Annotated in this window: 9 protein-coding genes; 6 read left to right on the plus strand and 3 right to left on the minus strand. The window is 45.5% G+C overall.

The window, feature by feature from the left end; all coding sequences use genetic code 11:
* Positions 1-225: 225 nt before the first annotated feature.
* Complete coding sequence (gene araA / locus QQL36_RS24355; RefSeq protein WP_321567085.1) at positions 226-1,731, plus strand: L-arabinose isomerase; 1,506 nt, start codon at positions 226-228, stop codon at positions 1,729-1,731.
* 110 nt (positions 1,732-1,841) lie between these two features.
* Here the strand turns inward: araA and QQL36_RS24360 are convergent, their stop codons facing one another.
* Both QQL36_RS24360 and queG read right to left on the minus strand, forming a co-directional pair.
* Positions 1,842-2,387, minus strand: coding sequence for an RBBP9/YdeN family alpha/beta hydrolase (locus tag QQL36_RS24360; RefSeq protein ID WP_083723060.1), 546 nt, complete (start codon positions 2,385-2,387; stop codon positions 1,842-1,844).
* Between the two features lie 481 nt (positions 2,388-2,868).
* Positions 2,869-3,795 carry a tRNA epoxyqueuosine(34) reductase QueG gene (queG, locus tag QQL36_RS24365; RefSeq protein ID WP_321567086.1) on the minus strand — a complete coding sequence of 309 codons (927 nt, stop codon included), beginning with the start codon at positions 3,793-3,795 and terminating at the stop codon, positions 2,869-2,871.
* Positions 3,796-3,897: 102 nt separating this feature from the next.
* On the opposite strand from queG, the gene QQL36_RS24370 reads away from it, so the two are divergent.
* The 4 genes from QQL36_RS24370 (at position 3,898) to QQL36_RS24385 (ending at position 11,419) form a co-directional block, all read left to right on the plus strand.
* The gene (locus tag QQL36_RS24370; RefSeq protein ID WP_321567087.1) at positions 3,898-5,931 is read left to right on the plus strand and encodes a DUF3858 domain-containing protein; all 2,034 of its coding nucleotides are present in this window, start codon (positions 3,898-3,900) and stop codon (positions 5,929-5,931) included.
* Between the two features lie 3 nt (positions 5,932-5,934).
* Entirely contained in the window at positions 5,935-7,842 is a 1,908-nt protein-coding gene (locus QQL36_RS24375; protein ID WP_321567088.1) for a DUF3857 domain-containing transglutaminase family protein, read from the plus strand.
* 162 nt (positions 7,843-8,004) lie between these two features.
* Positions 8,005-10,617 (plus strand): ATP-dependent chaperone ClpB, encoded by a 2,613-nt coding sequence (clpB, locus tag QQL36_RS24380; protein WP_321567089.1) that lies wholly within the window; start codon positions 8,005-8,007, stop codon positions 10,615-10,617.
* A gap of 322 nt (positions 10,618-10,939) precedes the next feature.
* Positions 10,940-11,419 (plus strand): nucleoside deaminase, encoded by a 480-nt coding sequence (locus QQL36_RS24385; RefSeq protein WP_321567090.1) that lies wholly within the window; start codon positions 10,940-10,942, stop codon positions 11,417-11,419.
* A 118-nt stretch (positions 11,420-11,537) separates the two neighbouring features.
* Here the strand turns inward: QQL36_RS24385 and QQL36_RS24390 are convergent, their stop codons facing one another.
* On the minus strand, positions 11,538-11,729 hold the full coding sequence (locus tag QQL36_RS24390) for a hypothetical protein (protein ID WP_083723069.1): 192 nt from the start codon (positions 11,727-11,729) through the stop codon (positions 11,538-11,540).
* 267 nt (positions 11,730-11,996) lie between these two features.
* On the opposite strand from QQL36_RS24390, the gene QQL36_RS24395 reads away from it, so the two are divergent.
* Complete coding sequence (locus QQL36_RS24395) at positions 11,997-12,236, plus strand: hypothetical protein (RefSeq protein ID WP_083723070.1); 240 nt, start codon at positions 11,997-11,999, stop codon at positions 12,234-12,236.
* Positions 12,237-12,322: the final 86 nt, after the last annotated feature.

Genomic DNA, 12,322 nt, shown 5'->3' on the forward strand with positions numbered 1-12,322 from the left:
AACCTGTAATCGGTAAACAGTAAAGAGATAGCTGTAATCCGATACTAGCCATCAGAAAACAGGAATTCGATAAAGGTAACCGGTAAATGAAAATCCGGTAACTGTAATTCGAAACCTGTAATCGTTAAGCAGTAAAAAGATAGCTGTAATCCGATACGAAACCTATCATCCAATTTCCGTAAACGGACAACCATAAATACTAATCACAAAAAAATTCAATAGCATATGATACAGTTGAAGCAACTTGAAGCCTGGTTCGTGACCGGTAGCCAGCACCTTTATGGAGAAGAGACCCTGCAGCAGGTAGCTGCGCATGCACAAACCATCGCTGCCTCCCTGGACGCCGATCCGAACATTCCCGTTAAGATCGTATTCAAGCCTACTGTAAAAACCCCCGAAGAGATCTATGCCATTTGCCAGGAAGCCAATGCCGCAAAAAACTGTATCGGTGTGATTGCCTGGATGCATACATTCTCTCCTGCCAAAATGTGGATCAGGGGGCTGAAAATATTACAACGTCCTTTATTACACCTCCATACCCAGTTCAACCGGGATATTCCATGGGGTGAGATCGATATGGACTTCATGAACCTGAACCAGTCAGCTCATGGTGACAGAGAGTTTGGTTTTATGATGTCACGCATGCGCATCGAGCGCAAAGTGATATGTGGCCACTGGCAGGATCCTGATGTGATCGGCGAACTGAATACCTGGCTCAGAGCAGCCGCAGGTTGGTTCGACTGGCAGGGTGCAAAATTTGCCCGTATCGGCGATAACATGCGCGAAGTAGCGGTTACTGAAGGTGACAAGGTGGAAGCTGAGTTACAGTTCGGTTATTCCGTAAATGGTTATGGTATCGGCGATGTGGTGGCTTTCGTGAACCAGGTTTCCGACGCCAGCATCGACAAGCTGGTGGCTGAATATGCAGATGTATATAAACTGGGTGCTACCCTTGTAAAAGGTGGTGCACAACATGCTTCTCTGCGTACAGCTGCTAAGATCGAACTAGGGCTGCGTGCATTCCTGGAAGATGGAAACTTCAAAGGATTTACAGATACTTTCCAGGACCTCCATGGTATGGAACAACTGCCAGGTATCGCTGTACAGCGTCTGATGGCAGATGGTTACGGTTTTGGCGGTGAAGGCGACTGGAAAACTTCTGCACTGGTAAGAGCGGCGAAAGTAATGGGTAGTGGACTGCCTGGTGGTAACTCCTTCATGGAAGACTATACTTACCATTTCGATCCGGCTAACAGGCTCGTACTGGGCGCACATATGCTCGAAATCTGTTCCTCTATTGCAGATGGTAAGCCAAGCTGCGAAATCCATCCACTGGGTATCGGCGGCAAAGCCGATCCTGTAAGACTGGTATTCAATGTAGACGCGGGACCTGCCATCAATGCATCTTTGATTGATATGGGCAACCGTTTCCGTTTGCTGGTAAATGAAGTGGAAGCCGTGAAACCTGTACAGGACCTGCCTAAACTGCCGGTAGCGAGAGTGTTGTGGAAACCACTGCCAGATATGCGTACAGGTTGTGCCGCATGGATTCAGGCTGGTGGCGCACACCATACCGTATATAGCCAGAACCTGGGTAGTGCACATATGCAGGACTTTGCCGACATGGCGGGTATCGAGTATGTGAAGATTGGTAAGGACACTGATTTATACCAGTTCAGGAATGAGCTGAGATGGAATGAAGCTATCTACCTGTTAAAAGGTCAGCGATAAAAGAATTGGCATAACGCCATAGATGACGTGGAATAACAAAGGCTGGAATCTTCCAGCCTTTCATTTTTTAAATAATTTGATGGTTTTAGTGATTTGCCTGCATTTAAACTTTACAGCGTTTCCCAATTCCTCACTAACTCCTCCACCAACGTCTGCCCATTTTCCCATTCCCCTAAATTACTCTCCGCATTAATATGGCCCGCTTCCCCTACATTCACAAACCTGCTTCCCCATGCACTCGCAAATGTCTTTGCCCGTTGCAGGCTAGCATATTCATCATTGGTACTCGAAACCACAATGCTCCTGAAAGGTAATGGCTGTAACGGCGTAGGCGCAAAGCTTTTCGCTACTGTTGGAAATCCCGTTCGGTCAGCATCTGGTGGAGCCACCAGCAGCGCGCCGCGGATCTTCAATTTTGTGTGCTGTGCCCAGTGGGCAAGGGCGAGGCATCCCAGGGAATGTGCTGCGATCACTACATCAGGACCGGCTTTGGATACCGCATCTTCAATGCTGTTGATCCAGTCGTTTAGTTCGGGTTGATCCCAGTTGTTCTGTTCTATTCTCTTTACACCCGGCAGGTTTTCCCATATTGTCTGCCAGTGTTGCGGCCCCGATCCGTACAATCCCGGAGCAGTTAAAACCTGTACTTCTTCCATAATAAAATAAGACTCTTTTTAGTAACCCCCGATAGAGTAAGTTTGTTGGCAAGTCATACAATTTACGGAAAAGAAAAGATAAAATAACGTTAAAATAAATGGGGGATTGGCCTGTGGGCCGGGTGAATGTTTTAAAATTTCAGGAAATTTAGAAGACTTCGTTAGTGAACTCTTTATTATTCCCAAAGTTCAGATTCCTTCTGCTGCCCACGTTAGTGAACTCTTTATTATTCCCAAAGTTCAGATTCCTTCTGCTGCCCGCGTTAGTGTACTCTTTATTATTCCCAAAGTTCAGATTCCTTCTGCTGCCAGCATTAGTGAATTCTTAAGTATTCCAAAAAGTTCAGATTCCTCCTGCTGCCAGCGTTAGTGAACTCTTTAGTATTCCCAAAGTTTAGATTCCTTCTGCTGCCAGCGTTAGTGAACTCTTTAGTATTCCCAAAATTTCAGATTCCTTCTGTTGCCAGCATTAGCAAATTCCTCAAAATTCCAAAAAGTTCAGATTCCTCCTGATGCCGGCGTATTTCGATCGTTTCATGGGCGAATGTTTAAAAATCCTTCTAAACTCTTCCTCCGTTAGCTCCTCCCAATCCTTTGTGGAAAAATTCAGTATTTCAGGTATAGGCGTAAACTCTGCCGTTTGATTCGGCTTTGAAAACCTGTTCCAGGGGCATACATCCTGACAGGTATCACACCCAAACATCCAGTTATCAAATTGCCCCTGCATCTTTTCAGGAATCAGCAATTCCTTCAGTTCTATGGTATAATAAGAGATGCACCTGCTACCATCTACCACGCCCGGTGCTACCAGCGCCCCTGTAGGGCAGGCATCCAGGCATTTGGTACAGGACCCGCAATAATCTCCTACAGGATTATCGTATACCAGCTCCACATCCGTAATGAGTGTAGCAATAAAAAAGAACGACCCTGCCTGCTTGTGGATGAGATTCCCGTTTTTACCGAGCCATCCCAACCCACTCTTTTGCGCCCAGGCCCTTTCCAATACCGGTGCCGAATCGACAAATCCCCGTCCGCTCACTTCGCCCATGGTCTCCTGCATCCTGGCCAGCAAGGTATTCAGTTTCGCTTTGATCACCTCATGGTAATCTTTTCCATAAGCATATTTGGAGATCCGGGGGGCATCGGGCACCTGCTGTTCCGAGGGGTAGTAGTTTAATAATAGCGTAATCACCGACCGGGCGTTATCCACCAGTTTCCTGGGGTCAATCCGCTTGTCAAAATGATTCTCCATGTACTTCATATTTCCATGCATACCCTTGTTCAGCCACGTTTCCAGTCTTCGGGCATCGTCATCCAGCTGTACGGCACGGGCTATTCCACAGTGATCAAATCCCAGATCCGCTGCCTGCGCTTTTATAAATGCTGTATATGTCTCTGCCAATTGCATGTGACCTGCAAGGTAAAGAAAAATGAAATTTTTTATGGAAAACCTACTTTTTGCATATCTTCATTTACGTAAATCAATCCTATTACCTTAGTTACTTCGAGTATGCGACCACAACAAGTCGGAATGTTCCCCTTTGCCCTGTTTATGGGCATTGTATTGTCATTGAATGTGTTTTCCCAGGACAAAATTAAATTTGGGAAAGTTGATCCAAAAGATTTCAGCAAAACTGGTTTTGAGCAGGATACCGGTGCCCATGCGGTGATTATCTCTGATATCGGCGAAGCTTCGTTCGAATCAGAAAGGGTCAATGGCCTGGTATTGGTATTTAAACGTCACACCCGTATCCGCATTCTGGACAAAAACGGTTATGATGCCGCCACTGTAAAGATCCATTATTACAAAGGAGAAACAGACGAAAACAAACTCAAAGACATCAAAGCGACTACCTATAACCTGGAAGGGACAAAGGTGGTAGAAACGAAGATGGACAGCAAAAGCATCTTCACAGATAAAATTGACAAAAAAGGCGATGTCGTGCAGAAGTTCACGTTGCCTGCTGTAAAAGAAGGCAGTATCATTGAATACACTTACACCCTCGCCACTCCTTATAAGATGCGCCTGCACCCCTGGCAGTTCCAGAGCACCAATTACCCTACGATCTATAACAGGTATGAGGTAACAGTGCCGGAGTTTTACGAATACATCTTCCTGCGATCTGGTTATATCCCTGTTAAGGAAAATAAGTCGCAGGGGCATCAGTCCCTTACCATCGCTTATGATGAAGAGAACGCTTATGGCGGTAAAACAGGTCATACCCAGTATTACACCATCAACTCCGTTACCAATATCTATAAATGGGAGGCGGAGAATGTGCCTGCACTGCGTGAAGAGGAATTCACTACCAGTATCTGGAACCACGTATCTATGATCCAGTTCCAGCTTTCTGCCTACAGGTATCCGGATCAACCTGTAAAACCGGTACTGGGTACCTGGGGTAAACTGTATGAGGAGCTGAAGAAGTCTGAATACTTTGGCGATGGTCTGGACAAAAACAACGGTTTCCTGGGTGATAAAGTAGATGAGCTGATCAAAGGGCTTACCGATGATACAGCCAAAGCTCGCCGCATTTATAATTATGTAAGAAGTAATTTTACCTGCACCAGTCACGACGACCTGTATTTGTCCCAATCATTAAAAGCCATTTATTCCTCTCACAGCGGGAATGATGCCGACATCAACCTGTTGCTGGTAGCTATGTTGCGCAGAGCGGGTCTGAACGTGTATCCCCTCATATTGAGCACCCGCGACAATGGTGTTACTTATGAAATGTACCCAATGGTAGGCCGTTTCAATTATACGATTGCGGCCCTGAATACCGGTGAGGAGTGGTATTTCCTGGATGCTTCCGAGCCTTACCTGGGCTTTGGCCATCTGGATTATACCTGCTATAACGGGCATGCAAGAATTATGTCTCCTGAAGTCATCCCGGTTTCACTGGATCCCAATACCCTGTTGGAAGCCAAGAGCACTTATGTGACGCTGGTGGGCGATAGCGGTAAGATCAAAGGCTTTTTTTCCCAGAAGCCGACTTACTATGAGTCCTGCAAAATGAGAGCAGATATAGTGAAGAATGGCAAGGATGCGTACTTTAAGCCGATTGCTAAAGGCTTCTCTATGGAAACTACCATATCCAATGCAGAGATCAGTGACATGGATGATTACGAAGTGCCATTATCGGTAAAGTATGATTTTGAAATGACCCCGGACGATGCGGGTATGTTGTACCTGAACCCGATGCTGATGGAAGCCTATAAAAGTAATCCGTTCAAATCACTGGAGCGTCGTTACCCTGTGGAAATGCCGTACCTGATGGACGAGGTGTATACGCTGAACCTGATCGTACCTGAAGGCTATGTAATAGAAGAGCTGCCAAAATCAACCATGGTAAAACTGAATGAAGATGAAGGCCAGTTCCAGTACCTGATACAGCAAAATGAAAATACCATTCAATTCCGCTGCAGGGTTCAATTGAATAAAGCGACATTTACGCCGGATGATTATTCCACCCTGCGTGACTTCTTCGATTTGATTGTGAAAAAACAATCTGAACAAATTGTACTGAAAAAGAAAGCATAACCCATGTTTAATAAATCAATTGGACTGGCCCTGTTACTCATGGGATACCTGTTACCATCGCAGGCAAAGGATCCGGAGTATCCGGTATCCGCTATACCCGCGAACCTGAAAGAAAAAGCCCATGTTGTAAAGCGCATGGAAGAATTAACGGTACGGTTGGTAAATCCCGGTGAAGTACGTGTGACCAGGCATTATGTACTGACTATACTGGATGCCAAAGGCGATCGATACGCCAGCATCTACGAGGATTATAGTAAACTAAAAGATGTGCGGTCTATCAAAGGCCGCCTGTTAAGTGCAGAAGGGGTGGAGTTATCCAAAATCAGGCAAAATGATATCACTGATGTGAGTGGGGTAGGCGATGAGGCCCTGATGTCAGATACCCGTTATAAAGTCTACCGCTTTAGTTGGAAAGTGTATCCTTATACGATAGAGGTAGAGACTGAGGTAAAATATAACCACGCCTTTTACCTGCCTGACTGGACGCCACAGGGAAATGAAAACTATGCGGTAGAGCAGGCAAAACTGACAGTAAGCGTGCCGCCCGATTATAAACTGCGCTATAAGTCCTTCCATTATAATGGGGAGCCTGTAGTTACAAGGGGGAAGGAAAACCTGACCTATACCTGGGAAGTAAAAGGTATGGTGGCAATGCCGGAAGAAGATTATATTCCGGAATCTTATGACAGAACGACCACGGTGATGCTGGCGCCTTCCAACTTTGAAATGCAGGATTTTAAAGGTAATATGAATAGCTGGGAAGAACTGGGGCACTTTATTTACACCCTCAATCAGGGTCGTGATGTGCTGCCTGATAATGTGAAGCAGACGGTACATGACCTGACAGATGGCAAGTCTCAAAAAGAGAAAGTAGCTATTCTTTACCGCTATTTACAGCAGCATACCCATTATATCCTGATTGTACTGGGTATAGGTGGGTGGCAGACATTTGATGCCAATTCGGTGGCAACAAAAGGATACGGCGATTGTAAAGCATTGTCCAATTACATGGTAGCCCTGCTGAAAGAAGCAGGTGTACCGGCCAATTCTGTGCTGGTGCGGGCAGGTGATACGAATTTAGAACTGGTCGAGGATTTCCCGTCTACCCAGTTTAACCACATGATCGCCTGCGTACCCGGCAATGGTGATACCACCTGGCTGGAATGTACAAACAATACGCTGCCTGCGGGTTACCTGAGTAGTTTTACTGCCAACAGACCGGTGCTGGTGATTGCAGACCAGGGTAGCAAACTGGTACGCACCCCGGCATATACTATGGATCAGAATGTGAAAGTTCGTCGTATTACAGCGACAGTTTCAGAGACAGGCGATATGCTGGTGAAAATCAATACGCATTCTACTGCGCTGCAACAAGACTATGCACATGGCATGAATCACGCCCTTTCTCATGACAAAATTATGGAGTGGTTACGCAAAGATCGCCTGATGCCCAGTTATGATGTAAATAAATACGAGGCGAAAGAAATAGCGGGATTAGTGCCCGCGATGGACGAAGAGATGGAAATCAATGCACATAACTATGCAACGGTGAGTGGGAAGCGGATGTTCCTGGAGCCAAATTTACTGAGCAAGGCTGGTTCAAAACAGGAAACAACGGAGCCCCGGGTTTCAACAGTAAATGTCTATTCTCCTTATAAAAATGTAGATACTGTTGTGATTAATATTCCGGCAGGCTATACATCAGAGTCCGTGCCTCAGCCTGTGATCCTGAAGAGTAACTTTGGGGAGTATACTTCTAACATACAGGTAAAAGACAACCAGGTCATCTATATCCGGAGTTACTGCCATAAGGCGGGAGTCTTTCCAGCCAGTGAGTGGGTCAACTTTGCGGCGTTTAATAATATGGTTTACAAAGCAGACAGGGCGAAAATCGTGCTTGTGAAGCAATAAACCTGTAATAATAGCAGTCGAATGCCCGGGAAGCTGTTAAAAGAGCAGTCCCGGGCATTTTTTTATGCCAAAATATCGCATTCGCAGACTTGGAGCACGTTTTGATGTATATTTTTTGCATGTGAAACGCATGAAAACACTAAACGGAGAAATTATAACGATATGAATTTGAACAATTTCACCATTAAATCGCAGGAAATACTGCAAAAGGCCCAACAGCTGGCGTTTAATAACCAGCAGCAGGCCATCGAAACAGGGCATTTGCTGAAGGCATTGCTTAATGATGAGGATAGTGCGATAGATTACCTGTTGAAGAAAAACAATGTCAATACTAATTTCCTGGCGTCTAAAGTAGATGACCAGATTAATAAATACGCAAAAGCAAGCGGCGATGCCGGACAGGTTCTAAGCCGTGATGCAAATAATGCTATGCTGAGAGCGGGCTCCAGCATCAAAGAATTTAAAGACGAGTTTGTAAGCGTAGAGCACCTGTTGCTCGGACTGCTGGGTGGCAGCGATGACACTGCCAAGGTGCTGAAAGATGCAGGCCTGACCGAGAAAGGACTGAAAGCTGCGATCACCGAACTGAGAAAAGGAAGTACTGTCAATTCACAGACTGCTGATACCCAGTTTAACTCGTTGCAGAAATATGCGAAGAACCTGAACGAACTTGCACAGGCCGGGAAACTGGATCCTGTGATTGGTCGTGACGAGGAGATCAGGCGTACCCTGCACATCCTGTCACGCAGGTCTAAAAACAACCCGATCTTAGTAGGTGAACCGGGTGTAGGTAAAACTGCGATCGTAGAAGGGCTGGCACACCGTATTATCAATGGTGACGTGCCAGACAACCTGAAGTCAAAGATCATCTATGCACTGGATATGGGTAGCCTGATGGCAGGTGCCAAATACAGGGGTGAATTCGAAGAAAGGCTGAAAGCGGTGATCAAGGAAGTAACTGAGAGCGATGGACAGCTGATCCTCTTTATCGATGAGATCCATACCCTGGTAGGTGCCGGTGCGATGGAAGGTGCAATGGACGCAGCGAACATCCTGAAACCAGCTTTGGCCCGTGGTGAATTGCGCGCAATAGGTGCCACCACCCTGAATGAATACCAGAAATATTTTGAAAAAGATAAGGCCCTGGAACGTCGTTTCCAGAAAGTAATGGTCAATGAGCCTGGAGTAGAAGATGCGATTTCCATTCTGCGTGGTTTGAAAGAGCGTTACGAAAGCCATCACCATGTACTGATTAAGGATGAGGCGATCATTGCAGCCGTAGAATTGTCTCACAGGTACATTACAGACCGTTTCCTGCCTGATAAGGCAATTGACCTGATCGATGAGAGTGCGGCGAAATTAAGGCTGGAAATGAACTCTATGCCGGAAGAGCTGGATGAACTGGAAAGAAGGATCCGTCAGCTGGAAATAGAGAGAGAAGCGATCAAGAGAGAGAATGATGAAGATAAACTGCGGGAACTGAATGGTGAAATCGCCAGACTGGGTGAGCAGCGGAGTACTTTCAAGGCAAAGTGGCAGGAAGAGAAAGAGGTGGTAGACAAACTGCAGAATGCAAAGGCTGCGATTGAAAACCTGAAGCAGGAAGCAGAGCAGGCAGAAAGGAACGGAGAATATGGACGTGTGGCAGAGATCCGGTATGGTAAAGTGAAAGAGCAGGAAGAGCTGATTGAGAAATATACCGCAGAACTGAATGAAATGTCTACTGACCACAAGCGCTTGCTGAAGGAAGAAGTAGATGCAGAAGATATAGCAGAAAATGTGGCGAAAGCGACGGGTATTCCGGTACACCGGATGATGCAGAGTGAAAGGGATAAATTACTGAAACTGGAAGATGAATTGCACAAACGGGTGGTAGGACAGGAAGAAGCGATTATCGCGGTATCCGATGCCATTCGTCGTAGCCGTGCAGGGTTGCAGGATCCTAAGAAGCCGATCGGTTCCTTTATCTTCCTGGGTACCACCGGGGTGGGTAAGACTGAGTTGGCAAAGGCACTGGCAGAATACCTGTTCGACGATGACAACATGATGACGCGGATAGATATGAGTGAATACCAGGAGAAACATGCGGTAAGCAGACTGGTAGGAGCGCCTCCGGGATATGTGGGATATGATGAAGGAGGTCAGTTGACCGAAGCGGTGAGACGTAAGCCATATTCCGTAGTATTGCTGGATGAAATAGAGAAAGCGCATCCGGATGTATTCAATATCCTGTTGCAGGTGCTGGATGATGGACGGTTGACCGATAATAAGGGCCGTGTGGTGAACTTTAAGAACACTATTATCATCATGACGAGCAATATGGGTAGTCATATTATCCAGGAGAATTTTGAGAAGATCGATGAGCGGAACAGGGAGAGTGTGGTAGATGGAACAAAGGCGGAAGTGATGAATCTGTTAAAGCAGACCATCAGGCCGGAGTTCTTAAACCGTGTGGATGAGGTGATTATGTTCCAGCCGTTGTTAAGAAGTGAAATTAAGGGAATAATTAACATTCAGTTGCAGCAGTTGAAAGAGATGGTAGCACAGAATGGCATGATATTGGAATTCTCTGACTATGCACTTGAGTACCTGGCGGTGCAGGGTTATGACCCTACGTTTGGTGCGAGGCCGTTGAAGAGATTGATACAGAAGGAGATTATCAATTTGTTGAGTAAGAAGATACTGGCGGGAGATATTGATAAGAGTAAGCCTGTGCTGGTAGATGTGTTTGATGGGGTAGTGGTGATCAGGAATCAGGTGACGGTTACGGCTTAAGTGTAAGAGATTATAAGTTTATTCAAATACGACGATATACAGTTACGAATACCCGGGCAATTCTTTGCCCGGGTTTTTTTTGGCTGGTATTTATTATCTAATGGTACCAGCTATTATCCAATGCTACCAGCGTTTGAATGGTGCATGCGTTTGAATGGCAGGGCGATTTTCGCGCCTTGTAAATAAAACGTGCGCACTCAAAGGGTTTTGCGCCTTGCCATTCAAACGCGTGCGCACAAAATTTTTTGCGGACAGTGTGAGCTGCCAGTAAAAAAAATGCTGGTTTATTTTCAGTAAATTTGGTTAAAATGCGAATAACATTATGATAGGAGAAAGAGAAAAACACTTCATGTCCATTGCGATAAATTTATCCCGCGAAGGCATGGAGCATGGCGACGGAGGACCATTTGGCGCAATTGTAGTACGTGGTGATGAAATAGTAGGACGTGGCTGGAACAAGGTGCTCTGTACCAACGACCCCACTGCTCATGCAGAAGTAAGTGCTATTCGGGATGCCTGTGAGCATCTGGGCACCTTCCAATTGCACGACTGTGAAATCTACACTTCCTGCGAACCCTGCCCCATGTGTCTTGGCGCTATTTACTGGGCCCGCCCGCAACGCGTGTACTTTGCGAACACAAAAGAAGATGCAGCTGCTATTGATTTCGACGATTCTTTTATTTACAACGAAATAGGAATAGCCCACGAAGACAAGCGTATCCCGTTTATTGCATTTCCTTCTGCTGCTGCGATTAAAGTATTTCAGGACTGGCAGGCGAAGGGAGATAAGACATTGTATTAGGCAAATTACCCCGTTCCCTTTGCATCACGCAAATTAATCTAACTTTAGGATAGCTATAAAATACAAAAAGCTGGCCCTAAGGCCAGCTCCCTGAAAGACTTTTTGTGTCTTGGCTAGATTATGCACCTTTTTTAGGAGTTGCAGTAGCAGCTGCTTTGTGTGCTTTGTGAGCTTTTGTAGTGTCAGCAGCTGGCTTTTCAGTTTTTGCTTTTTCTTTCTTAGCTGGTTTTGCAGCTGGAGTCTGTGCAAAAGTGATAGCGCTAACACTCATAAATACTGCAGCTACAATAAGACTTTTCTTGATGTTCATGATCTTTGTTTTTAAATAATTTTGAATTGTTTGTTTGTAGTTTCTGACGTAAAATTAAGCCTGATAGACCCGCTTTAACCTTCGGTTTCGGTGAATGAGGCCGAAGTGTCGTTGAAAAAGGGAAATTGGGTGTTAACGTGTTCGCATTATTACAACAGGTGTTCGAAGTTGAATACTTTTCCTGTAGTACCCGTTTTCAATCTTTTGTATATCAGTAGTTTGTGATTTTGGCGTAGTTCGTGATACTTATTACACGCCATTTTCCACATGACTATGATTACAAATTCCATTAAAATTGCCTGGCTCAATCTGGCTCATAACAGGCTGTTTAGCGTCTTAAATATCTTTGGTCTGGCTATGGGCCTCACCATTGCTATTTTGCTCTCCTTATATATTATACAGGAGCGTTCCTTTGATGCTATACCTAATCAAAACAGGACTTACCGTTACCTGGCTCATGTCACCTACGATGGTACGAGCAAGACCTGGTCAGGCGTGGCTTCATAAGACAATAGACGATAAACAGGGAGCTAAGCTTACCTGTGACTATATGGAGGGAGATATTACCCTGTTTTGCAGTTAAAATTTCTTGC

This window comes from Chitinophaga sp. LS1, assembly GCF_034274695.1.
Lineage (GTDB): Bacteria > Bacteroidota > Bacteroidia > Chitinophagales > Chitinophagaceae > Chitinophaga.

Bases quoted from the DNA above. Each gene is read 5' to 3' on its own strand.
- QQL36_RS24375 (WP_321567088.1), top strand. From the start codon at position 5,935: ATGTTTAATAAATCAATTGGACTGGCCCTGTTACTCATGGGATACCTG.
- araA (WP_321567085.1), top strand. From the start codon at position 226: ATGATACAGTTGAAGCAACTTGAAGCCTGGTTCGTGACCGGTAGCCAG.
- QQL36_RS24395 (WP_083723070.1), top strand. From the start codon at position 11,997: ATGACTATGATTACAAATTCCATTAAAATTGCCTGGCTCAATCTGGCT.
- QQL36_RS24370 (WP_321567087.1), top strand. From the start codon at position 3,898: ATGCGACCACAACAAGTCGGAATGTTCCCCTTTGCCCTGTTTATGGGC.
- QQL36_RS24360 (WP_083723060.1), bottom strand. From the start codon at position 2,387: ATGGAAGAAGTACAGGTTTTAACTGCTCCGGGATTGTACGGATCGGGG.
- QQL36_RS24390 (WP_083723069.1), bottom strand. From the start codon at position 11,729: ATGAACATCAAGAAAAGTCTTATTGTAGCTGCAGTATTTATGAGTGTT.
- queG (WP_321567086.1), bottom strand. From the start codon at position 3,795: ATGCAATTGGCAGAGACATATACAGCATTTATAAAAGCGCAGGCAGCG.
- clpB (WP_321567089.1), top strand. From the start codon at position 8,005: ATGAATTTGAACAATTTCACCATTAAATCGCAGGAAATACTGCAAAAG.
- QQL36_RS24385 (WP_321567090.1), top strand. From the start codon at position 10,940: ATGATAGGAGAAAGAGAAAAACACTTCATGTCCATTGCGATAAATTTA.